Raw genomic sequence first — 22,942 nt, 5'->3', positions numbered from 1 at the left:
ATTAACGCCCACCGGCAACGTCGATGAATGTTCCGGTCACATAGGCGGGGGCGTCGTTCAACAGCCAGAAAATGGCCTCCGCGACTTCCTCCGCCTTGCCGGCTCTTCCAGCGGGTGTCCCGGCGCCCAACCTTGCCGCGCGATCCGGATTGCCGCCACTGGCATGGATTTCGGTATCAATCAGGCCGGGACGTACCGCGTTGACGCGAATGCCTTTCGGCGCGAGCTCTTTAGAGAGACCGGTGGTCAGCGTATCGAGGGCGCCCTTCGCTCCGGCATAATCCACATATTCAAACGGTGATCCAAGCCGCGAGGCCATGGAGGAAACGATGACGATTGCGCTGTCGGGCTGCAAGCGCCGCGCTGCTTCGCGGGCGCATAGATAGGTGCCGTAAACATTTACATCGAACATGTTTTTCAGACGATCGGCACTCATGTCTGCAAGAGGCATGGTTTGAGCCACGATACCGGCATTCAGGACGACACCTGTCAGCGGACCAAGATCGGCCTCCGCCTTGTCGAACATGGCGATCACGTCTTTTTCGCTGGATATGTCACCCCGGATCGCAAGCGCTTTCGCACCCAGCTTTGCTGCCTCAGTCACTGCCTGCTGGGCTGCCTGTTCGTTCCCCGCGTAGTTCAGGGCTACAGACCAGCCTTGCGCCGCGCTGCGCAGAACGGTGGCGCGGCCGATGCCGCGACTGCCGCCAGTGATCAAGGCGTTCTTCATGCTTTCCTCCATGCAATGCATGGCAGAGCTAATCCGATTTGCATTTTCGGTGCAAAGGAAAGATCGTATGAAAATAAAGGTTTGGGGAAGAAAAATGGTCGGAGCGGCGGGATTCGAACCCACGACCCCTTGACCCCCAGTCTTGTAATGACCGTTATCTGGCTATTTATGGTGTTGGATAGATAAGTGCAAGCTATTGAAAATCCAACATCATCCAACCGGCGCACCATTGACCGAATGATGGTTGTGTCATCATTGCGCTAATAAACCAAATAAATAGGCTTATATAGGTTCCTCCAGGCGAATTAACTCGTTTGGCGGAAAAAGGTTCAACAGGGAAGCAAATATAGGCCAGAAAGCCCCGATCAGCAGGGTGTAACGTACTGACCAGGGCTTGCGCGGGGTGCCATCGGATTGGAAAGCCATGCGCAACTCGAGAAATATCGTGCGCAATTCGACGGGCAAGGGGCTGCACGAGTTTTTGTACGATACCGTATGCTGCATCTGGCTGCGCGCGCCTGAGTTTCGACGGCTACAGAGAGTAGCCGTACGCCGCCAGTGCGATCCCAGTGACCACACCAATAACCGACCATCCCAGCATGCTGATGCCCATGAAGCTGTGATAGGTTTTATCGGAGACTTTTTTAAAAGCCATCGCGACCAACAAATTCACTACGGCACCAAAGATCAAGCCGATTCCGTTGGCCACATAGGCGGCGGGGTGCAGTGCCAAGCTCTGCATGAAATACGGCCGCAGCAGAAAAGTCGCACCGAGCATACCTGCGAGCAACAGGAAAACGGAAACCATACCGAAACCGGACCATCGTATTAGCATTGTCTAAATTACCTCTGTCTTGGGGAAGATCGGGCGGTAATGACTCTTGCTTGGTCCATGAACAACCATTTTCTCGAGATTTTCCCAATAGAAACGTTACTCTCACGATGACGAAGCTCGGGCGGTTTGGTTTCTGTTTGGGAAGAAGGACGCAGCCAGTCGCGTTTATGATCTAAACAAGATCAATTTCTTCGCGGAGAGGCTTGGTCTTTGAAAGGCAAGCGGGCGGCTTAAAAGCACCTCGCGAGAAGGCTGCCAACAGGAATAAGGGCCCCGGATTTCTCCAGAGCCCCTTTCGCGTGAGCGGGTTGATTATCTGTGGTAAGATAAGCCACCCCAAATTCTACCTTCGTCACGATGACGGCCACCGTGTATGGCCCCGATATAGGCCGCCACAGCGGCAACGAGAGCAGACGCTGCAAGCAGGAATGCAGTGAGAATGCCTGTTATTCTGGCCTTTTCAGCAGTTTCAGCCGCTTGAGCCTTTACTTCTTCAGCAGCTTTTTCCGCTTGTGCTCGAGCGTCGGCGACTGCCTTCTTTGCTTCTTCCACTTTCGCCTGGGCTTCGGTGCGAAGGGCCTGGACGCGCTCAACGGTCTGGTTCACGCGAGTCTGGGCGTCATTTTGACTAAGCCCCGTCCGAGTAGCGACTTGGTTTGTGAGCCAAGCGCGGTCAGCGTCAGAAATTTCACCAGTACTAAGCAGGTTTCCCAGAATACCGCTTATCTGACGTTGGAAATTCGCCAAGTTCTGTGCTTCCTGACCGGACACAGAGCTTCCCTGGGCGTCTGTGCGCAACAAGCTATCTGTAAGATAGTCTAATGGGTTTGTTTTCAGTCCTTGCGGCAACATCTGATCTACGGATGGAGCGGACGCTTGCCCTGCACCTTGCGCAAGCCCAGAGACAGCTTGCCCCGCACCTGAAACGATGCCGCCCGCTAACTGACCTGCGCCCTGAGCGGCGCTGCCGACAACCGTGCCAGCGGTTTGTACCGCTGTCTCAGCCGCGCTTCCAACGGCTTTTGCGCCACCTGAAATAGCGCTGACGAGTAGAAGCGTGGAAACGATAGTCCCTAGGCCCCATACAACCAAGCCATTCAGGCCATCCCGAACTGTCAGTTCGTCACGAGTTGCGGTTCCAGCGGGTCGGCGCATTCTTCCGGTGATATATCCACCGAGCATATAAGAGGCGACCGTCGATATGACGATAAAGAGCGCCGTAATAACAAGCCATACGGTACTTATATCCCCGCCTTCATCGACGGAAAATGAGCTTAAGCCAAGGCCGCCGGCGAATGTTGTCAGGACGGCCATCACGCCCGATGCCACTGTGGCGCCTGCAAAGATTGCAGCCCAGTCTACATAGCCGCGATCAGACGTCTTTTCTACGACAGTTGGATCTACCATCAACGTAACCCCAGAAAAGAGAGAATGAATAACACGATGACAACTAGTCCTACTAAATAGATGATAGAGTTCATGTCGATTGTCTCCTATCGAGAGCCGAGCACCTGCATTGTATTTCTGTATTGCGGTGGTTTTTCCAACCGGGACAACTCGCTAGATCGCAAAAGGTTTCAGCAAAAGACGATTTATTGGCGTGATCAATCCTTTGACCTATCCGGATAGGGCTCTTTCGGAACCTTGATCTTCGGATTTCCTGGAGCATTTGATTGTTCGTGTGTAGGTTTTTCTTGATGATCGCTTGGCTCGACCTGGGACGGTTCAGTTGTTGATTTCTCTCTCACCAGATCGGGATCGGACCATGGGTTTCTTTTTTGTGCCATCGCCTGTTCTCCAGTTTGCTGGCCTTCTTTGTTCTTGAAGCCCCGACGTTCTCTACAAACGTCGGGGCCGCGCTCGACAATTGAGGTTTATGACCTTGCCGCGCGCTTTATCCGCTAAGCTTCGTACGACCCGGCGGATAATAAATTACCCTGCCCATGGAAGAGCTAGGGCTGGGCTACGCAGATCCCGGTGTTAAATGTGTTTCGGGCGCTTGGCGGATGCCATCGCCTCGTGGACAACTGCCCGCGTGAGAAATTGTTCCATGTCAGGCGATCGGATCATATTCCGCGGGAGCCTTAGGGCCTGTCTGAGCATGCAGGGCTGGCGGTTGGGCGAGTTGGGGCTCCCAAATGTGAGACGGAGATATCTGGCCAGACGATGCTGTAGGAACCGTGTCCGCCCGCGCCGGGAACTTAAATTACGACATAGCGTTAATCGAGGGACAGAGATGCAGTTACCTGCCTGTCTCATCAACTATCGCTCACTTCCTGCCGGGAATTTTCGGGCGCGTTGACGTAACCAATTCATGAGAGGAGATGAACTATGGCCAAGGAAAAAAATCTTGAAGACCTATTCCACGATACCCTCAAGGACATCTACTACGCTGAACGTAAAATTCTCAAGGCCCTGCCAAAAATGAAGCGTGCGGCACAGTCCGAAGATCTGAAAGCAGCATTCGAAAAGCACCGTGAACAGACTGAAGGCCACGTCGAGCGACTAGTCCAAGTGTTCGAAATCATGGGCAAGACAGCCAGAGGCAAGACTTGCGATGCGATCGAGGGAATTATCGCCGAAGGCGAGGAGATCATGGAGGAATTCAAGGATACCGCGGCGCTAGACGCCGGCCTGATCTCGTCTGCACAAGCGGTCGAACATTACGAAATCACACGTTATGGGACATTGAAGCGGTGGGCGACCGAGCTTGGCATGACGGATGCTGCAAAACTACTCGACCAGACGCTGCAGGAAGAATCCAAGACGGACAGTGATCTGACGAAACTTGCGGATGCGTCAGCTAACCAACGCGCCAAAGCAGCGTGATCATGAGGTAAGGGTGCCACTCGGCACCCTTTTCATTTGAACAGAGATCGCGAAAGAATTGGAGCCAGCCATGTCAGCCAGCAACAAGGCCACAAATGGACGGAAGTCGCTCAAGCTTCATGATCAGAAGCTCGACGCAGGCCAAGGCGGAGACCTTCATCAACTCGCCGATGACAAGACGCAAATCATGACTACCGCCCAAGGAGGGCCAGTATCGGATGACCTCAATACGCTCAAGGTCGGCGCGCGCGGCCCGACGCTGATTGAGGATTTTCACTTCCGGGAAAAGATCTTTCATTTCGACCACGAACGCATTCCCGAGCGCGTTGTGCACGCACGTGGCTATGGCGCGCATGGCTATTTCGAAACGACAAAATCCCTCAGCGAATATACGCGCGCCGACATTTTCCAACGTGTCGGCGAGAAAACTCCAGTTTTTGTTCGATTTTCAACCGTTGCGGGATCGAAAGGATCGTTCGACCTCGCCCGTGATGTGCGTGGCTTCGCGGTCAAGATGTACACCAAGGAAGGCAACTGGGATCTCGTCGGCAATAATATTCCCGTCTTCTTCATCCAGGACGCCATCCGATTTCCAGACATGGTTCACGCTGTCAAGGAAGAGCCGGACCGGGCTTTTCCGCAGGCCCAGTCGGCACACGACAATTTTTGGGACTTCATCGGTTTGACGCCGGAATCCATGCACATGATCATGTGGGTCATGTCGGATCGCGCCATCCCGCGCTCCTTCCGCTTCATGGAGGGGTTTGGCGTTCATACCTTCCGCTTTGTGAATGCCAAGGACGAATCAACGTTCGTCAAGTTTCTCTGGAAACCGAAGCTCGGATTGCAATCGGTTGTCTGGAACGAGGCCGTGAAGATCAACGGGGCCGACCCGGACTTTCACCGGCGCGATCTCTGGACCGCCATTCAGACCGGTAACTTCCCGGAATGGGAGTTGTGCGTGCAGCTTTTCGATCAGGACTTCGCCGACAGCTTCGATTTCGATGTGCTCGATCCGACAAAGCTGATTCCGGAAGAAGTCATCAAGCCTGTCCCAGTCGGGCGGCTGGTGCTTGATCGTATGCCAGACAACTTTTTTGCCGAAACCGAACAGGTTGCGTTCATGACGCAAAACGTCCCCGCTGGTATCGATTTCTCCAACGACCCCTTGCTACAGGGACGCAATTTTTCCTACCTCGACACGCAGTTGAAGAGACTGGGTAGCCCCAACTTTACCCATATTCCGATCAACGCGCCCAAATGCCCGTTCCATCATTTCCAACAGGACGGCCATATGGCGATGCGCAATCCTGTCGGACGAGCAAATTACCAGCCTAATTCGTGGGGCGAAGGGCCGAGGCCTGATCCCAGTCGCGGGTTCCGGTCGTTTGCAGCGCAGGAAGAGGGACGGAAGGGGCGCCTTCGACCGGAGAGCTTCGCCGACCATTACAGCCAGGCTCGTCAGTTTTATCTGAGCCAGACCGCTGTGGAGCAACGGCATATTGCAATGGCGCTGACGTTCGAACTGTCGAAAGTGGAAACACCTGTGATCCGCGAGCGTATTGTGTCTCATCTGCTCAACATTGATGCCAACCTTGCGGAAACCGTCGCCGGCAAGCTCGGCATCCGCAAGATGCCGAAGGCTGCGGATGCGATGGCGCCCGTGCGCGACGATCTTGCTCCGTCTCCCGCACTGAGCATCATTGAGAACGGACCCGGCAGCTTCAAGGGCAGAAAGATCGGCGTGCTTGTCGCCGATGGCGCGGATGCGCAGGTGCTCAAGGGTATCCGACACGCCGCGGAGAGGGAAGGCGCAATGGTGGAACTGGTTGCGCCGACGGTCGGAGGTTTCGAAGCATCCAGCGGCGAATGGATGGAGGCCAATCATATGATTGATGGCGGTCCATCCGTATTGTTTGATGCTGTCGCCCTCGTGTTATCGGAAGAAGCGGCCAATCGGCTTATCGGCGAATCCACCGCACGGGACTTCGTTGCAGACGCTTTTGCCCACTGCAAGTTCATCGGCTTTACAGCGGGCGCTATGCCGCTGCTTGCCCAAGCAGGTATAGATCCCCAAATGGATGAGGGGCTGGTTCCCCTCGACAATGCACAGGCAGCCAAGGAGTTTGTCGCATCTTGCCGCAAGCTCCGGCTATGGGCGAGGGAAGATGCCGTCAAGCTTTGACCTTCAGGCGCGCCACTAGCGTGAGAAGATGTTGCGAAATTTATGGCGGTCCGGGCGAAGCCCGGACTGCCCGTGGCGGAAGTGATAGAGTGTCGGTGCTGACGCCCTGATCGTGGTTTCTCATCCACTTTCTACGCGCGATGCGTATGGCGTAACTTGGCGGTTAAACTGCCCTCTGTACCTCACGGCAGGTTCAGAGTTACGAATGGCCATTCCCGAATGCGGAAGAATGCCGCAAACTTATGCTGATTTCCCGGCACGTTTTTCTATCTCGTCGCGAAGCCTTTCCAGCTCCTTTAGAGGCAAATGCTCGATGCCAATCACGTCCTCGCGGGCATTCTTCAAAGCATGCAGAATTTCGTCGAGCTTCGCTTGCAGAGCACAGGAATCGCGATTTTGCGAGTTCTGGATAAGGAAGACCATCAGGAAAGTGATGATTGTTGTGGATGTGTTCACAATCAGCTGCCATGTGTCAGAGTAGCCGAAAAACGGACCTGACAATGCCCATGTTGCGATGAAAAGAATAGCGACTACAAATGTGTATTGATTGCCTGCTGCCGAAGCGGCTTTTTCACTGAACTTGGCGAAGATTTTTTCCATTGGGATCATCCTACTGGTTGGCTGGAAAATAAACTTCGCAAGGGCAGTTTTGTTGCCAGAAGCCCGCACTCAAATTCAAATTCTGACAGGTTAACTAGCTAACCCTACGCGAGTTTCACATCCATTACGGTAAGATGCTGTAATTGCATTATTGGTCAGATCTGGTTCAACAGTTTAATTGTCGACCTTTTGCCTCTTCTAAATTTGTTAGGAAGGTCACCGGCAAAACACCCCCGCGAGCGGGTAAGCCGCAGTGCATATGATAGGCAAATGGGACGTTATGTTTTTTTGGGAACAAGCACGCTTATTTCGAGACCATTGGCGAGCCAGTTGCGTTGCACGATGGCGTTAAGGGCGGTCACGAGAGCTGATTCAAGTCGAGTACCAAACCCCTCAGAATCGGTTTCCTTTTGTTCAGTTCGCACGGTTTCGGACCAAAGCAGCGTGTACGTATCCGCGGTTTCCAAGACCGTTACACACAAACTGCCAGAAGGTGTTGAAAGCGCCCCATGCTTGGCTGCGTTGGTCGCGAACTCATGGAGCAACAGGGATAAACTGCTCAACTGCTTTCCAGAGACAGTTGGATCGGCCCCGGTAACAGTAATATTCTGTTGGTCATAAGGTTCGAGTATGGTGTTGAGGAGCGCGTGAAGAGAAGTTTCCGCCGCCCCCGCGTCCCCTGAGTTGGGCATAGTCAGTGCGTGAGCTCTCGCAAGGGAAGACAATCTGGCTTGCAGGCGCTGGCGCAATTCGTCTACGGTTTTCGCCCCGCGACCGCTCAATGATACGATCGCAGACGCCAGCGCAAAGAGGTTCTTGATTCGATGATTCATCTCACCCATTAGGAGATGCTGCTCTTCCTGGGCGCGGCGTCGCTCTGTGATATCGCGAGCTATTTTCGACGCTCCGATGATCTGGCCTGACGCGTCCCGGATCGGAGAGATGGTCAGGGAAATATCAAATAGCGTTCCGTCTTTTTTCTTTCGAACAGTTTCAAAATGATCGACCCGGTTTCCTGCCCGAATTTGTGCTAAGATTGCGGGTTCTTCTTGCAGTTGATCTTTGGGAATAAGGATAGTGATCGGCTTCCCTATTATCTCATCAGGTTCGTATCCGAAAAGTCGCTGGGCACCCCTGTTCCAGGTTTTTACGTTGCCGTTGAGATCCTTGCTGATGATAGCGTCATCAGAACCATCGATGATAGCCGCCAGCCAGTCTCGGGGGTCGAGATCCGTATCATAAAAACTCGTTTGCCACGCATAGGAACCAGAATAGGAATGTACGGGCAACAAAATTCTGGTCGGCTCATCCATGTTTTCGTCATTCATCGCGCCACCCTCGATTTACTGAATTGAGCTAACAGCACAGCGAATTTTGAGCGACAATCATATATGTTTTCATTAATCTATTTCAATCCGCAAATGTCCTGCGCGAGATTGTATAGCAGCATGCACGTCGGCTGCCGTTTTGTCATCGTTGATGCGAAGTAGTCAGCAGTGGAGTTTTTTGAGCGACTCTGCTTCACACTGCTCGATACAGCAATAAACAGCGCCAATGATCAGCCATTGATGTATCTCACACGGTTAGGGTCGGCTACCGCCCCAATTTCTCAGCAATGCGCTCCTGGGCGGCTGCTGTACTGGCGGTGTTTGTTCTCATTACCTATCCGCAAAGATCGCGCTGGCTTTTGTTGGGGCGTTTTTGGTTGCTGGAGCAGGAGGAGCGCTTACGGCCGCAGTGCGATTGCCGATCAGCGAAGCAGCGATCTGTTTTTGTGACTCGCTAATGCTTGCAGCGTATTCGACCAATTGGCCGATGCAATAGAGAAACACGCCAGAGACTACGGCACTGCACCCTGCGGTAAGCGCAAACGAACCGCCGCGGTTCATCTCTATAAAGCCCATTAGCGCCAACAGCGCACCGCCGATCAAGCTCAATAGTCCAAGAATTTTTGCCGCTGTTGCCATGATTGCCCCTCCAACGCGATACGTCGGAAGGTGCCTCATTTAGCCGGCGATATCAACTATCGAAGCGCGCCGTATGTTCATGAGACAATTGATATCTAGGGAGTAAATAGCGGCGCCGAGCGGTTGCCGTGCCCAATGTGCACACGTCCGCTGGAGCAATTTATTCGAATGTGGTGGAGATAAGGAATTTCAAACTCTTCAATCGGTCGTGCGCTTGCTTCAATTTCATCGAACCGTCGTTTTACGATTCGAAATACCGCATCAATCTTGGAGGGGCTGCGGGCAGCAATAGCCTCGTCGGACAGCCTTACTAGGTCAGGATCGCAAGTTGCAAGGTGGTTGAGAGCAATACGGAGGTTTTCTTCCTCTCGCCCGCCGCATGCTTCAACTGCCTCAACAAGAGGTAGAAGCAGTGAAACTTCAATCATCCTTTGCCTTTACCGCTGCTAACCAAGGATACTCCACTCGAAGCTCACGAATAGCTGTTTCTAGGCTATCAAATATCGAGCCGTTGTCGGTAAACGCAGCCCAGTATTCTGCGTGGTAGTTGTACTCAGGCACATCATCAATCCAGAATTTTTCCGCGATGCAGCTGATTGCGCCATCAGTCCGTTGAAAAAACACCAACCGGGTTTGTCCATCTGGACTCACCGCTTGATGTATGACCTTACGCGTCATGTTTGGCGGTCGCGTAGGCGGACACCAGGGCCATTTCCGTTTTGATCAATGAAGATGACGCCTGCAGATTCTAAGGCAGTTCGAATAGCTTGCAGGTTGTTGGCGATCGGCACTCGCTTGCCAGTTTCGAAACTACGTATCGTCGACAGCCCGACATTGGCTGTTGTCGCCAATTGCTGCTGTGACCAGTCAAGCAAGCCTCTCGCGGCTCTTATTTGTGAAGCGGTGATGTTCATGGCGCATATGTAGCTTGAAAAATTATTTTGCGCAATGTGAACGAAAATAGTTGACGTGATGTTTTAACCGCTATAGTTAAGTTGACATGAACGAAAATGGTTCACATTAATTAATAAAGTTCCCGATCGTTAGGCCGTTCATCGGCTATGTAGAGGAGATACCATCATGCAGCACGCAGTGCCAGCAAACGCCACCGGCTTGCCCATTGCTAGCAATATGCCGCTACGGGCCAGACACCATCAGCCTCGCAACCTCTGCGCCATGGTTATCGACGGTGAGGCCGTCTGGGTCGATATCAACCGCTATGACGAAACTGGACGCGCCGTAATTATCGAACACGATGGACGCATTCGCCTGATGGACGTCGAACAGGAGTACATCGGTTTTCGTCCGTTTGGCGCCAGGACGGCGCTCGGACAGCGCTTTAAGTCGGCACATGGCGGCGTTGCCCGAAACAGCGTGATCGTTGTCGGGATGGTGATCGACGCGCCTATTCGCGGCGGACGGGTGATCGAGGGGGATTTGTCATGACCGGACTTGAAAGTTACGTGAACGCACTCGAAACGGCGAGACAGACATTCTTTGAAATGGATGATGCCCTAGGTCAGCTTTCATGCGCAATCGACGTGATTGAAGCTCTGACTGAGGGGCATATCGCTAGCAAGGCGACTAACCCGCTGCATTACAATTACCGGCGATTGTGCGAGGCGCTAAGCGACGCATGGCCAACAGTTGTGAAGGCCGCGCCGCCACTTCCGGACTTTGGCGATGACCTCTTCCACGAAGGGGCGACGGTTTTCATGGGCGGCAAGTCCTACGTTCTCGGAAAGTACCATCCTGAAATCAAAGCGTGGGATCTGTGTCACGGCGGCGAGAACGAAATCACCCTGCGCGCAGATATCCTGCGCAGAAACATCACCGGCATCAAGTTTAAGGAAGCATCATGACCCCGCAAGAACGTCTGGTTCAAGCAATCAACGACGCCACGGCTCTTTCGCTGATTATCGGCGATCTGTTCGACAAGGACGACGTGAGGCAGGACTTTCTGTCCCGCCAGCTGGTTTCGGCCACTGACCGGATGAACCGCGCCCTTGCGGCCTGGCAGAAGGAACTCTCCGAGGATGGCGAGCCTGAGCAGGTCGCGGCATGAGTACGGCAGAAAAACGAACACTGAAGGAAAACGTGAAGCCTCCGAAAAAAGAGCCCGCGTACCTGAAATCGCTGGCAAGCCGCGTGAAGGGGAAGGGGAGGAAGCCATGATTGATCTGCCGTCCTACTTCCTTGGTGTGGCCGTCGGCAGTGCAGGTTGGACGATTGTCCGCGAATTATGGTGCTACTGTCGACGCTAACAAGTTTGCCCGCGTACCGTCCCTGTCTTCTAAACAGGCAGACGTAGTGGATCAGGCAGGTTCGATTCCTGCGGCGGGCTCCATCCCTTGCCGCCCCGACGGCGGCAAGACGGGAAGCGTGTAAGCGCCCCCATTCCCGGCGGCCTTTCCAACCGTTCGGCGGACCAAAACACGAGGAGTCGAAAAAGCCCTTTGGCCTTCGGGCCGAGGGGCAACAAGAAAAAGGACGGCGTTATGCCCGGCACCACCCGTAAGCCGCCGTCCTCCGTACTAGCCAAGGACACGAGGAGACTAACAGCCACCAACCTTGGCGTTTCTTCCGGGTACCACCCCGGCAACCGGCATATGGCCTTCACCACGCCCTATGTCAATCGCCACCAAGACGAGGAAAGACAATGAGTAAAGAACAGAGCACATTCATCGTGGATATCATCGACATCGCTAAACGTGCCGAATGCAAGATCACGATCACAGCCAAAAGCGGCCAGGTCGTCTGCGAAATCGGCCCTGAGACGTTCCCCTTCACGGTCAACGAAGACGGCAGCGTCCATATGAAGACTGCTGAGATCGATTACGAAGCTCTCAATAAGGATGTCGGCGAACTCATGCAGTACCTGGATCTGAGTATCGGCACGCTCCGGCGCGAGATCTTCCGCATGTCAGCCAAGGCCGGCGGCGAACATGCGAGCCATGTATCGATGAGTTTCTATGAAGACGAACCGCGATTGACGGTCAAGCCTCTCGATGAAAAGCACTCTTGGTTCCACGTGAAGATCAATGAGGATGGCACCGATGCAAACGTCTCTGTGGCGCACAACGATCTGAAGGGTGTCGTTATCCCGATCGGTAAAGCAACGGACATCATCCGCAGTCTCAGGTCTTATCTCAAGGATGTCGAGCCAACCGGAGTTCCGCTGTTCGATCCGCGCAAGGACATCGGCGAAACGTTCTCCAAAGCCTGCAAAAGCTGGACTGAAAGCATCGCCAAGGCGACGGGTCCGCGATCGGATTTGGCAAAAACTATCGAGAATCTGACAGTACGTCTCGATCCAGAAGAGCTCTACGGCGACCTACTGAAAAGCTCGGAATTCAAGTCGGTAATTCTAGACGCGCTGTGTCGCAGTCCGCGTACCGTGCATATCAAGCTGTAAAGAAAAGCCCCGCCTGCCGAGTCGGTGGGCGGGATGAATCCAAGGTCAATATCTGGCTACATTGTGGCTATTTTTAAAATAGCCAGTAATCAAAGATGGTAGCTAAGTCTTTGATTTAAAATGGTCGGAGCGGCGGGATTCGAACCCACGACCCCTTGACCCCCAGTCAAGTGCGCTACCGGGCTGCGCTACGCTCCGAGCCGGGGAAAGCCGTAGATTATAACGACTTGGCACGCAAGGGCTAATTTGCCGAAACTGGCAAATTGCACATGACATTCATGCATCGTTTCAGCCATCAGGATCGAGGCGCAAAGAGGATGATGCATGTTCCTGCAAAAGCCGTACATGCGCCGACGACATCCCAACGGTCGGGGCGGGCACCCTCAGCAAACCAGATCCACAGGATCGAAGCGATGATATAGACGCCGCCATAGGCTGCATAAGCGCGACCGGCGACATTGCTCTCAATCAAGGTCAGCAGATAGGCGAACAATGCCAGGCACACCATGCCGGGTGCCAGCCAAAGCGGTGACTTGTCGAGCTTCAACCATGCCCAGAAGGCGAAGCATCCGGCAATTTCAAAGAGGGCCGCTGCGGCGTATATCGCGAACTGCAAAATGCTGCTCTCCTGATCGGTCCTTTTGCTTGAGTAGAAGCTGATACTTGTATTCCAGCCCTGCACAACCCCAGATAATCCCGAAAAGCAGATAAAAGTGACGCCAGTGATCCGTGTCGATGACATTGCCGATCAGGACATGCCCGAGATAGGTCGCGTAAGCAACGAGAAGAAATGGCTGCCAGGGACGATTGCGAAGTACAAGCCTGAAGCCAATCCCGAGTGTCAGGAATGTCAGCGTCAGAAAGGCGATGAAGCCGATCCAGCCATAGTCGAGTACGGCTTTGAGCCAGATATTATGCGTATCCTCGCCGAACATCGGACCAAATTCGAGCGGGCCGATGCCGAGCGGATGTTGTGTAGCGAGGATCATTCCAAGCCAGTGCCGCGCAAATCGTCCAAGTCTTGCACTATCATAGCTTTGTTCGAGGCGTGCGCGCTCTCGGAAGAAATCGCCGACGCCGGGAATTTGCAGAATAATCAGGATCGCGAGAACAATTGTTACAACAGCAAGCAGGCCAATTATCATCAGGCGTAGCCGAAAACGATTGCTGTTGCTTTGCAGGAAAAGGACGCCGAACAGAATGGCGAAGGAGAGAGGAACCATCGCCCATGCCGCACGCGAGAAGGACACAAGAACGCCGAGCGTGAGCAGGCCGCAGAAAGGCAGATAGACAAGGACATCACGCGGACTGCCGCGCATGATGCGGTAAAGCGTCCAGGTCAGGGGCAATATCAGGAAGGGCCCATAGACGTTGGGGTCCTGAAATGCGCCCTGCGCACGTCCGTAGCGCGTGAAGATTTCTGCACCCGGAAAAAGGCCGAGATAACCGGCAATGCCGAGGACGGAAGAAAGCACCCCGACAAGAAGATAGGCGTTGAATATGGTCTTTAAACGCCGATAGTCCCCTTCGATGGCAGCGGCGAAGAATACCGACGTGAAAGCCAGAAACAGCGAAACGGCAATGTAGAGTGGGGCTTTCTTGACGTCAGCCATCTGCATGACTGAAATCATCCCACCGAAATTGAACACCACAAGGAGCGCCAGCAGCACAAGGCTGGTGCGGGTCAATCGCAGCCCGAACAACAATGCCAGCGCAATCAGGCCAACCATATAGAGTTCATAAGGGGCCGGCTCGCTCATCACGAAACCGAGTAGAAAAACACCGAAGCCAATCGCAATATTGACGATAAGACGGTTAAGCGCGCGTTGGTGCGATACATTCGCGGCCAGCACTACGGCTGGACGCGAATTGCCGTCAAACCGCTGTGCCACGCTGGTCAATAGGCGTTTTCCGTGTTGAGAAGCCGTACCGGCGTCAGGAACAGAATCTTGAGATCAAGCCAGAGCGACCAGTTTTCGATGTAATAAAGATCGAATTCCGTGCGCATGCGGATCTTGTTCTCATTGTCGATTTCGCCGCGCCAGCCATTGATCTGCGCCCAGCCGGTAACGCCCGGCTTCACACGGTGACGCGCGAAATAACCATCGACCACCTCGTTATAGAGCACATTATGCGAGTGAGCTGCGACCGCGTGCGGGCGAGGGCCGACGAGCGACAAGGAACCAGCGAGCACATTGAAGAATTGCGGCAGCTCATCGATGGAGGCCTTACGGATGAAGCGCCCGACGCGGGTGACGCGAGGATCGTCTTTGGTAACGGCCTGCTTGGCGGTCGGGTCGCACATCTCGGTGTACATGGACCGGAATTTCCAGACATTGATGACTTCATTGTTGAAGCCATGCCGCTTTTGCTTGAAAATAACAGGGCCTTTGCTGTCGAGCTTGATGGCAATTGCCGTGCCGATCATGATCGGCGACAGAAGAATGATACCCAAAATGCTGAAGACAACGTCGAAGATGCGCTTAGCGACTGAATCCCAATCATTGATGGGCTTGTCGAAAATATCCAGCATCGGTACCGCGCCGACATAGGAATAGGCGCGCGGACGGAAGCGCAGGTGATTGTTGAGCGCGGACAGCCGGATATCGACCGGGAGAACCCAGAGCTTCTTTAACAGAGCCAGCACGCGGGCTTCGGCGCTGATCGGAAGCGACACGATCAGCATGTCTATGTGAGCGATACGTGCAAATTCGATCAGCTCGTTGATATTGCCAAGTTTTGGGTAGCCTGCAACGATAGGCGGCGAGCGTTTGTCATCGCGGTCGTCGAAGATGCCGCAGATACGGATATCGTTGTCGGGCTGCTGTTCGAGCGAGCGGATGAGCGCTTCTGCATTGGGACCACCGCCCACGATGACGGCGCGGCGCTCCATCGTGCCATTACGTGCCCAGCGCTTGATCTTCCATGCGATGAAAATGCGCGAAATCAATAGTAGTACGCAGGCGCTGAGCGCCCAGTACAGGAACCAGCCGCGTGAGAAGTCGGACGAAGCTTTCAGCAGGAAACCGGCAATGGCAAGGGTGCCAAGCACGGCTGCCCAACTGATAAAAAGCCGCCGCAGATATCGACCGGGGCTGCGCAGCACGTTGATCTGATAGCCATCGTTGATTTCCATCAGCAGGACAAAAAGCGCGCCGCCAGCGACCATGATGAGCGGGTAATAGAAGATCAGATGCGTACGGATACCGACATAGAACAGGAAGCTCAGAATGCCGGAGAAAAAGACAATCCCAAACTCCACCATACGCATGACGCCACTCAACATCAGCGGCGAAAATGTATCGCGCTGATATTGCTCGGCCATCTGGCGCGCCAGTGGGCTGAGTTCTACCGGACCGCGCGGTTTGGAATCTGGCCCGGAATCTGGCTTGCTGCTGGCTTCCATGGCTTTGCGGCCAAAAGGAGAAAGCGCATCATTGTCTCGCACAACATTGCCCCTGATCGTAAATTGATAGCCTCGTAATTAGACCGAGAGTCCTAAGCAGAATATAAACATCGCATGGCAAGCTTTTGACTTAGGTAAACACTCAATTAAATACTCGGTCGAAAACCGTTACTGTTAGTAACGGCTAAAATAACATGTTTGATGCCCGTACAGCTATAGCATTGACGACGGGAAGGGGCGACGTCAGTTGTCGCAACCCAAGCCGATGCAAGGCTTGCCTTGCATGATTATATTGCCTAGCACGGTGATATGAAACCGTTGGAAGAAAAAGCTGCAAGCGGCATTTTGCCGTCGAACTGTTCGGCAGATGTTGCCGCCAACAGGCCAGCTTTGTTTCCACTTCTGATCGGCACCAGATCGGACGATGTCATGGGGTTGCTGCGCGCCTGACGCACAGCGACCCAAAAAATCCTGATGAGAGCAATTCACGCTGCGACCTTGTGGATTGAATTTGGCGTTTGAATCCCGACTGAATGAGATGCTGTTTCAAACGTCAAATTCGAAAAATCCACTAGATACATAAGGTTACTAGTGATCTTTTTGATTCCGACATTTGCTCGGGGCTCATATCCGAGGAATGCAAATGTCGGAATCAGACCACTAGCCGGTCGCATTAACTGTTTGTTTTAATGCGCTTTATCCAAACCGTTCTGGTGTTTTGGAGGGCGCTCTAGGGTTGAACATGACTATCTGGGCCGAATTGGCTAGAGCGGGCAATCATGCCGGCGATGAAATTTTGTTGCGAAAACGCGATCACATCTACGAAATCCGCTACAACGGCCTGGAATTGATGTCGAACGTCAATTTCCAGTCCGAGACCGTATTGGCTGAAAGGTCGCTTCGCCTGCACGGACGGCAGGTTTCGCATATGCTTATCGGCGGGCTCGGTATGGGCTTTACGCTTCGGGCGGCTCTTGATTTGCTCGGACCTGATGCCAGGGTGACGGTTTGCGAACTCGTCCCGGAGATTGTGGACTGGAACCGGACCTATATCGGCCATCTTGCCAGTCATCCATTGAACGATCCGCGTGTCGATGTTCGGGTCGCTGACGTTATGGATGTTCTTCGCGCCGAACCCGGCCAATACGATGCCATATTGATGGATACTGATAATGGGCCTGACTTTACAGTTCGCGCGGCCAACGGAGCCATCTATGACGATGATGGTCTGAGGTTGGTGAAAAGGGCGCTGAAGCCAAATGGTATTGCCGCATTCTGGTCGGCAACCATATCAGAACCGTTCGAAGATAAGCTCGACATGCTGCCTTGGGAATGGCAACGCGAGGACATCTCGCTTATCGGCGGGCGGGCCGATGCGTTCCACTATATATATTTTGCGGCGCGGGGTGGGTTTCGGTCACAGTTCGAACGGTCGGTATCTGCATCCGAACCCTTCGTTGCGATGGTGGGCTGAGGGGAGTAACCCTCAGTCTTCTGGTACGGCCCGGTCCGGATGGGCTTCGTAATAGATCGTCTCGATTGAGTGTGCCATGGATTGCTGGCTGAAACGCTCGTGCAGCCGTATCGCATCCGGCATCGCGGCGCGAAACGCAACTGGATCATCTGCGACGCCCAGCATCTTGTTCGCAAGCGCCTCGTCCTCGGGTTCCACCAGCACCGAGGAACGAGGCCCGAACACTTCTGAAATCCCGCCGACATTGCTGGCGATAACGGGCTTTCCGGCGGCGAGCGCCTCCAGAATAATATAGGGGAACGCTTCGGCGCGCGATGGAACCACCATTATCCGCCCCAAAGCAAAAGCTTCTCGTGCAGCCATTCCGGGCAGAAAGCGGATTTGCGCGGAAATACCAAGCTCGTTGGCCAGGTTGAAGAAAGCGGACTTTTCCGCGCCATCACCCACCATTGTTGCGGTAAAATTGCGCTGGTGCTGGTCGCGTAGGCGCGCAAGGGCCCGGATCAGCAGGTCGGGTCCCTTCAGTTCGCGCATCGTGCCGACAAAGAGAAAATCGGTGGCATCGGCTGCGTCGGCGACGGGTATAAACTCGTCTTCGGCCAAGCCGTTGTAGACGACGGCATGGAGGCCATAGGGCCGCCCTACCTTTTCTTCATAGATACGCTTTTCGAAGTTGGAAACGAACATCACCGCGTCGGTCATCGGAGCCAGCATTCTCTCGATCAGAAAGACGGCGCCGCCACGGCGCGTCTTCCGGTCGAAATGCAGACTACCGCCATGCGGTGAATAGATACGGGCTACGCGAGACCTAAAAACCCGTAAGACTGAGCCGAACAAACGTGCATAGACGCCACCTTTGGCGCCATGTCCGTGCAATATGTCCGGCTGCAATTTCTTGATGATGCGATATGCTTTGTACGCTGCCGCTGCGTCGCCCAGTCCGACATGGCGCTGCATGGCAATGCGATGAAGGCCGAGCGTGAGCCTTGGCCGTAATTCTTCCAGAAGCGCGTCTTCGCGCGGGCCGCCTGTCGTTGCATCGCAGACGATGCCGACTGCGTGGCCTTTTTCCGCCTGCAGGCCCACGAGATCGCGAACATGACGGAAGAGCCCGCCGGTCGGTTCGCGGAAACAGTGGATGATACGCAGTGGGGAGGCATTGGTGTCATCGGCCATCAATCGCCATCAAAACAGACGTTCGCGCACATAGATCGTGTCGCCCGGCAGGATAGGATCGGAAATCAGCACGCGACCAGTCAGAACCTTGCCGTTGAACTGGCGTGTGATGTCGACATTCTCCTGATTGGCGCGTGGGCTGAAACCACCCGCAGCGGCGATTGCCTTTTGCGCAGTCATGCCCGGAACATAGGAATACTGGCCAGCGGCACCGACTTCACCCATCACAAAGATCGGGCGATAGCGGTCGATTTCCGCGCTCACGTCGGGGTCACGCAGGTAGCCGCCACGCAGTTTGGATGCGATGATGCCTTCAAGCTGCTTGGATGTCTTGCCACGTGCCGGAATGCTGCCAACGAGTGGGAAGGCGATATAGCCTGCCTGATCGACGCTATAGGTATTGGTGAGGCTTGGCTGTTCGAAAACCGTGATGCGCACGCGATCACCTGCATCCAGCATATAAGGCTGGTTCAGCGCTTCGTGGAAAGCAGGCGGGGCAGGGCGATAGCTGGAGCAGGCGGAAAGCGTCATGGCGGCAAGGCCGAGCGCCACAAGCAGAGCGTGGCCTTTGCGCTTGTTATGAATTGTCTTCGCCGTCATCTTCCGCCTCGGTTCTTCCGAAAAGCAATATTTCTTACGAACGCAATCGACGCGGTACTGACAGCGCGATTACGAATATCGGTTGCAAGCGTTATCGATTGATTAGGGTTAATGGCTGGTAAAGAAGACAGGCTTCGGCGCAAAATCTTTATGGCTCGCCAACTGTTGGGAACTTATCCTGCTTAACCCTCTGGTTACCTTGTTCCTTTACCTTCCGGCCAGATTCGGGGGTGCTTTACCCCACGCGGGCGAGAGCGATCACGCGCGCAAGCGCACTCGCGAAGTCCATGGAGAATGGGGAATGACAGAAGTCGATCCGTTATCAAGGGACGCAGATATTGATATCGGCGCGCTGTTCTCCAGCCTGCGCCGCCACTGGCTGTTCATTGTCGTTGGCGCGCTTCTCATGGCGGCGCTTGCATGGGCCATCTGCCTTCTTTTGACGCCGGATTATCGCGCTGAAGCGCGCATCATGATCGAGGCCCGCGAATCCATCTATACCCGCCCCAATGGCGAAACAGCCGCCGAGCGGCCTGTCTTTGACGCCGAAGGTGTGAAGAGCCAGGTTGAGGTGTTCTCGTCCGGTGATCTTCTTAAAAAAGTTTCCGACGAACTCAAGCTGACCAGCAACGAAGCCTTCACGACGACGGAAGTGAAGCCGTGGACCCGCGTTCTCATCATGCTTGGCATGCGCACTGATCCCGCACGACTGACCCCGGAAGAGCGCGTTCTACAGAAGCTGCGCAAGAACATGCAGGTTTTTGCCGTTACCGCTTCGCGCGTCATCGTCGTGCAATATAATTCGGCAAACCCTGAGACGGCCAAGAACGTCGCTAATGCACTGGCCAATCAGTACATCCTGTTTCAACAGGCCGCGAAGCTGGAGTCGAACGACGATGCTACCGGCTGGCTCGCGCCCGAGATTGACGACCTGCGCAACCGCGTCCGCGATGCGGAAAAGAAGGTTGCGGATTATCGTGCTTCGCGCGGACTCCTGACCGGCCAGAGCAACAGCACGATAGCGACACAGCAGCTCTCTGAGGTCTCAACCGAACTGACGCGGGTTCGCACCAGCCGCGCTTCGGCAGAAGCCAAGGCGGAAAGCATTCGTAAGTCGCTGGCCTCCGGCGCTCCCATCGACACGCTGCCGGACGTCGTTGCTTCCGGCATGATGCAGCGTCTTGCCGAAAGACGCATTCAGCTTAACGCCCAGATAGCCGATCTTTCGACGACACTTCTGGAGGGCCATCCTCGGATCAAGGCATTGCGTTCGCAGCTTGCTGATCTCGACCAGCAGATCAGGATCGAAGGCCGCAAGCTTGTTGCAAGCCTCGACAACGAAGTCTCAGCAGCAAAACTTCGCGAGGAGGAGCTCAATCGTGAACTCAACCGCGTGAAAGCACAGGCAGCGCAGGCGGGCGATCAGGAAGTTGAATTGCGCGCATTGGAGCGCGAGGCGACGGCGCAGCGTCAGCTTCTTGAAACCTATCTGACGCGCTATCGCGAAGCCGCGTCGCGCACCGACCGCAATTATGTGCCGGTTGATGCTCGGGTTTTCTCTTCCGCCGAAGCACCGGCGGTGCCCTATTATCCAATGATATTGCCGATTGTCGGCTCAACTTTTGCCGCTGGCCTGCTCTTGCTGTCGATTTTCGTTCTCTTGCGTGAGTTGTTCAGCGGGCGTGCATTCGTGACCGCGGATGGCCAGCGGATTGCTGCCGTCGAGGAAATCGAAATGCCGGTCATTGCCGCCGCTGTGGAAGCGGCTGCCGTGCCGCCGTCCGGTGCCGAACGCCGTGATGGCGTTTCCAAGGAAACAATTGCAGCGCCACGCCGTTCATGGACTATGCCGTTTGCGGCGAAGCCGCCGGTTTCCGAAACGAGGAAATCCGTGGAGGAGTTTCCCATGGTAAAGCAAGGTGAGATCAAGCAAAGTGAGATCAGGCAGCGTCAGACGAAACCACGCAATCCAAATGGTGTGGAAGCTGTTGCCGATCTTCTGTCGGGCGGAACGCTGAAACGTATCGTGGTGGTCTCTCCCGAGGGCGATAAGGCATCGGCAGGAACGGTGCGTCTGCTGCGTGAATTCGCCGACCATGGCAAACGTGCAATTCTCGTGGATATGACCGCACAGGGAACTGTTGGGCTTGCCATGCTGGACGGTACTCATCTGCCGGGCATTACCGATCTTCTGTCCGGCGAGCGCCGCTTCAATGAGGTCATCCACAGTGACCGGTTCTCGCAGGCGCATGTCGTTCCGCTGGGTGAGGCCGATCCTGAAGCCGCCATGCGTTCCGCCGACCGGTTACCGCTCATTTTGGATGCGCTGGAAACGGTCTATGATTTTGTCGTTGTGGAATGCGGTCCGTCATCTTCGGAACAAATCCGACGCATTGCCGATGGATCTGCTGCAGTGGTGATGAGTATCGTCGATCCGGACGATAAGGGCGTTGCGCTGGCTGCTCTCGATCTCGATCAGGGTGGTTATGAAGACGTCGTCATTCTGATGGACGAAACTGACTGATAGCCAAATGCGATTCTGGAACAGCGTCTTAGACCTTGTTTCTGAATCGAATTGCTAAGCACCTCTACCTTTTTGCGAACCTGCTGCGCAGTGTCTTGGCAAGGCCCCAAAGACGCGGATTGCGCTTGATACTTCCTGCAATCGCATTGCGGACTGATTGCAGCACTGTGAAGAATTTCCCTTTGGTGGAAAGCGGTATCAGCGTGTCATAGATCGTAAACTCGAGATCGCACCACTCGCGTTTGTACGGCTCATCACCAATACCGAAACTGTAGATCGAATGGCCTTCACCGCAACTGTGGCTGATATCCTCGAAGAAGAGAAATTCACCCGGACTTGCCGCCATCAGCTCGTCTTCTGCGATTGCGGCGAACTCGACGGTAGGGCCTGTATTGCCGAACAGTTTTCCGATGATCGAACGCACGGTTCCGCCTACTTCAAGAAAGCGGAGTTCATTCAGATTCTGGCCCCTTGCCAATTCTACGTCGAATAAAGCTTTGAAGAAATTACGCACATTCTCATCGGCGAAAGGATCACGGATTCCCATCTTCCGGAAGCGCTGTGCCTTCATCGCAAAATAGAGATCGAGAATCGTGTCGGATTCCGTGCGGGTTTGCGGCCGGGCAACTCTCCAGCCACCGCTTTCTTCATAACGGCGACTGTGCTGACGATGCTTTTTCAGTTTTCGCTTGCGGTTGGCGCGATCAAGCACTGCATCGAAGCCACCATCAAGCGATGCGGCGAGCACTGGATTTGGATTGGGCGCTTTTCCGAGAGTGAGCAGAGGACTGGCCGCGCCTTGCAGTTCAGAAAGCTGGCGTGTCAGTGACAGCGCATCGATGTCAGGCCGTGCTTTGCGGATCACCTCGATCAGTTGCCGGACTACCTCGCGTCCGAGGATGCCGCCATATTCCTTTCGCAGCCATGGGAAATTGCAATTGGCGTGGCTTCCACCGGGATAACGCGCGATTTTCGCGCCATTCTGGCTAACGACTTCCAGCGGCACAAGCAGGATTGGACCATTGCTGTCAAAGAGTCCGACAACGAAACTGTCAGCATTGACGATCGCGTGCCAATTATGGATCCACGCAAACGATTGCGGCGCACCATGAATGGCTGCAGCATCGTTCCAGAATTGACCGATTTCTTTGAAATCTGTCAGAATTCGCGCTGCAACGTCACCCGCCATAGTCTGCAGCAT

General features: G+C 54.5%; 25 protein-coding genes and 2 tRNA genes. 10 read left to right on the top strand and 17 right to left on the bottom strand.

The genetic code is table 11. The features are described from left to right. Nucleotide 1 precedes the first annotated feature (1 nt). The 4 genes from HWX93_RS11860 to HWX93_RS11845 form a co-directional block, all read right to left on the bottom strand. On the bottom strand, nucleotides 2-730 hold the full coding sequence (locus tag HWX93_RS11860) for an SDR family oxidoreductase (protein ID WP_176037476.1): 729 nt from the start codon (nucleotides 728-730) through the stop codon (nucleotides 2-4). A 532-nt stretch (nucleotides 731-1,262) separates the two neighbouring features. Next, nucleotides 1,263-1,538, bottom strand: a complete 276-nt coding sequence (locus HWX93_RS11855) for a hypothetical protein (RefSeq protein ID WP_176037475.1) — start codon at nucleotides 1,536-1,538, stop codon at nucleotides 1,263-1,265. A gap of 339 nt (nucleotides 1,539-1,877) precedes the next feature. Beyond that, entirely contained in the window at nucleotides 1,878-2,972 is a 1,095-nt protein-coding gene (locus HWX93_RS11850; RefSeq protein ID WP_176037474.1) for a hypothetical protein, read from the bottom strand. Nucleotides 2,973-3,169: 197 nt separating this feature from the next. Next, nucleotides 3,170-3,352: a hypothetical protein gene (locus HWX93_RS11845; protein WP_109367585.1), complete on the bottom strand. Its 183-nt coding sequence runs from the start codon at nucleotides 3,350-3,352 to the stop codon at nucleotides 3,170-3,172. 544 nt (nucleotides 3,353-3,896) lie between these two features. On the opposite strand from HWX93_RS11845, the gene HWX93_RS11840 reads away from it, so the two are divergent. Beyond that, on the top strand, nucleotides 3,897-4,394 hold the full coding sequence (locus HWX93_RS11840; RefSeq protein WP_011982994.1) for a ferritin-like domain-containing protein: 498 nt from the start codon (nucleotides 3,897-3,899) through the stop codon (nucleotides 4,392-4,394). Between the two features lie 70 nt (nucleotides 4,395-4,464). Then, a complete protein-coding gene (locus HWX93_RS11835) occupies nucleotides 4,465-6,579 on the top strand; it encodes a catalase (protein WP_176037473.1) in 2,115 nt (704 codons plus the stop codon). A gap of 240 nt (nucleotides 6,580-6,819) precedes the next feature. Here HWX93_RS11835 and HWX93_RS11830 read toward each other — a convergent pair whose 3' ends face one another. From HWX93_RS11830 to HWX93_RS11805, 6 genes are all read right to left on the bottom strand, one after another. Next, entirely contained in the window at nucleotides 6,820-7,179 is a 360-nt protein-coding gene (locus HWX93_RS11830; protein WP_109367583.1) for a low affinity iron permease family protein, read from the bottom strand. A 278-nt stretch (nucleotides 7,180-7,457) separates the two neighbouring features. Further along, nucleotides 7,458-8,507 carry a PAS domain S-box protein gene (locus HWX93_RS11825; protein WP_235969105.1) on the bottom strand — a complete coding sequence of 350 codons (1,050 nt, stop codon included), beginning with the start codon at nucleotides 8,505-8,507 and terminating at the stop codon, nucleotides 7,458-7,460. A 330-nt stretch (nucleotides 8,508-8,837) separates the two neighbouring features. Then, on the bottom strand, nucleotides 8,838-9,146 hold the full coding sequence (locus HWX93_RS11820; RefSeq protein WP_176037472.1) for a hypothetical protein: 309 nt from the start codon (nucleotides 9,144-9,146) through the stop codon (nucleotides 8,838-8,840). Nucleotides 9,147-9,241: 95 nt separating this feature from the next. Further along, nucleotides 9,242-9,574 (bottom strand): hypothetical protein, encoded by a 333-nt coding sequence (locus HWX93_RS11815; RefSeq protein ID WP_176037471.1) that lies wholly within the window; start codon nucleotides 9,572-9,574, stop codon nucleotides 9,242-9,244. Continuing rightward, a complete protein-coding gene (locus HWX93_RS11810; protein ID WP_176037470.1) occupies nucleotides 9,567-9,824 on the bottom strand; it encodes a hypothetical protein in 258 nt (85 codons plus the stop codon). The genes HWX93_RS11815 and HWX93_RS11810 overlap by 8 nt, the downstream gene beginning before the upstream one ends. Beyond that, a complete protein-coding gene (locus tag HWX93_RS11805; RefSeq protein WP_176037469.1) occupies nucleotides 9,821-10,060 on the bottom strand; it encodes a helix-turn-helix domain-containing protein in 240 nt (79 codons plus the stop codon). Before HWX93_RS11805 ends, HWX93_RS11810 begins: the two co-directional genes overlap by 4 nt. A 166-nt stretch (nucleotides 10,061-10,226) precedes the next feature. On the opposite strand from HWX93_RS11805, the gene HWX93_RS11800 reads away from it, so the two are divergent. From HWX93_RS11800 to HWX93_RS11780, 5 genes are all read left to right on the top strand, one after another. Continuing rightward, nucleotides 10,227-10,592, top strand: a complete 366-nt coding sequence (locus HWX93_RS11800; protein WP_176037468.1) for a hypothetical protein — start codon at nucleotides 10,227-10,229, stop codon at nucleotides 10,590-10,592. Next, entirely contained in the window at nucleotides 10,589-11,008 is a 420-nt protein-coding gene (locus HWX93_RS11795) for a hypothetical protein (protein ID WP_176037467.1), read from the top strand. Before HWX93_RS11800 ends, HWX93_RS11795 begins: the two co-directional genes overlap by 4 nt. Then, nucleotides 11,005-11,211 carry a hypothetical protein gene (locus HWX93_RS11790; protein ID WP_176037466.1) on the top strand — a complete coding sequence of 69 codons (207 nt, stop codon included), beginning with the start codon at nucleotides 11,005-11,007 and terminating at the stop codon, nucleotides 11,209-11,211. The genes HWX93_RS11795 and HWX93_RS11790 overlap by 4 nt, the downstream gene beginning before the upstream one ends. Before the next feature lie 206 nt (nucleotides 11,212-11,417). Continuing rightward, nucleotides 11,418-11,493: transfer RNA gene (locus tag HWX93_RS11785), tRNA-OTHER, on the top strand. Between the two features lie 312 nt (nucleotides 11,494-11,805). After that, the gene (locus HWX93_RS11780) at nucleotides 11,806-12,561 is read left to right on the top strand and encodes a hypothetical protein (RefSeq protein WP_176037465.1); all 756 of its coding nucleotides are present in this window, start codon (nucleotides 11,806-11,808) and stop codon (nucleotides 12,559-12,561) included. A gap of 121 nt (nucleotides 12,562-12,682) precedes the next feature. Here the strand turns inward: HWX93_RS11780 and HWX93_RS11775 are convergent. From HWX93_RS11775 to HWX93_RS11760, 4 genes are all read right to left on the bottom strand, one after another. Then, a tRNA-Pro gene (locus HWX93_RS11775) sits at nucleotides 12,683-12,759 on the bottom strand. A 97-nt stretch (nucleotides 12,760-12,856) separates the two neighbouring features. Next, entirely contained in the window at nucleotides 12,857-13,177 is a 321-nt protein-coding gene (locus tag HWX93_RS11770) for a YnfA family protein (RefSeq protein WP_176037464.1), read from the bottom strand. After that, nucleotides 13,140-14,462, bottom strand: a complete 1,323-nt coding sequence (locus HWX93_RS11765; RefSeq protein WP_176037463.1) for an O-antigen ligase family protein — start codon at nucleotides 14,460-14,462, stop codon at nucleotides 13,140-13,142. Before HWX93_RS11765 ends, HWX93_RS11770 begins: the two co-directional genes overlap by 38 nt. Continuing rightward, a complete protein-coding gene (locus HWX93_RS11760; protein ID WP_419190915.1) occupies nucleotides 14,459-15,967 on the bottom strand; it encodes an undecaprenyl-phosphate glucose phosphotransferase in 1,509 nt (502 codons plus the stop codon). Before HWX93_RS11760 ends, HWX93_RS11765 begins: the two co-directional genes overlap by 4 nt. Before the next feature lie 309 nt (nucleotides 15,968-16,276). On the opposite strand from HWX93_RS11760, the gene HWX93_RS11755 reads away from it, so the two are divergent. Both HWX93_RS11755 and HWX93_RS11750 read left to right on the top strand, forming a co-directional pair. Continuing rightward, nucleotides 16,277-16,417 (top strand): hypothetical protein, encoded by a 141-nt coding sequence (locus tag HWX93_RS11755; RefSeq protein ID WP_167522255.1) that lies wholly within the window; start codon nucleotides 16,277-16,279, stop codon nucleotides 16,415-16,417. Between the two features lie 292 nt (nucleotides 16,418-16,709). Next, nucleotides 16,710-17,441, top strand: coding sequence for a spermidine synthase (locus HWX93_RS11750; protein WP_151554752.1), 732 nt, complete (start codon nucleotides 16,710-16,712; stop codon nucleotides 17,439-17,441). Nucleotides 17,442-17,453: 12 nt separating this feature from the next. Here the strand turns inward: HWX93_RS11750 and HWX93_RS11745 are convergent, their stop codons facing one another. Both HWX93_RS11745 and HWX93_RS11740 read right to left on the bottom strand, forming a co-directional pair. Beyond that, on the bottom strand, nucleotides 17,454-18,617 hold the full coding sequence (locus HWX93_RS11745; RefSeq protein ID WP_176037461.1) for a glycosyltransferase family 4 protein: 1,164 nt from the start codon (nucleotides 18,615-18,617) through the stop codon (nucleotides 17,454-17,456). Nucleotides 18,618-18,626: 9 nt separating this feature from the next. Further along, nucleotides 18,627-19,217, bottom strand: a complete 591-nt coding sequence (locus HWX93_RS11740) for a polysaccharide biosynthesis/export family protein (RefSeq protein WP_012092328.1) — start codon at nucleotides 19,215-19,217, stop codon at nucleotides 18,627-18,629. Between the two features lie 301 nt (nucleotides 19,218-19,518). Between HWX93_RS11740 and HWX93_RS11735 the strand changes: the two genes are divergently transcribed. Then, a complete protein-coding gene (locus HWX93_RS11735; RefSeq protein WP_176037460.1) occupies nucleotides 19,519-21,741 on the top strand; it encodes an exopolysaccharide transport family protein in 2,223 nt (740 codons plus the stop codon). A 64-nt stretch (nucleotides 21,742-21,805) separates the two neighbouring features. Here the strand turns inward: HWX93_RS11735 and HWX93_RS11730 are convergent, their stop codons facing one another. Continuing rightward, nucleotides 21,806-22,930, bottom strand: a complete 1,125-nt coding sequence (locus tag HWX93_RS11730; protein WP_176037459.1) for a GNAT family N-acetyltransferase — start codon at nucleotides 22,928-22,930, stop codon at nucleotides 21,806-21,808. Between the last annotated feature and the right edge of the window lie 12 nt (nucleotides 22,931-22,942).

The sequence above is a fragment of the Brucella tritici genome, from assembly GCF_902825325.1.
GTDB lineage: Bacteria > Pseudomonadota > Alphaproteobacteria > Rhizobiales > Rhizobiaceae > Brucella.
The sequence above is the reverse complement of the archived record's forward strand: the minus strand, read 5'-3'. Positions and strand labels throughout refer to the sequence as shown.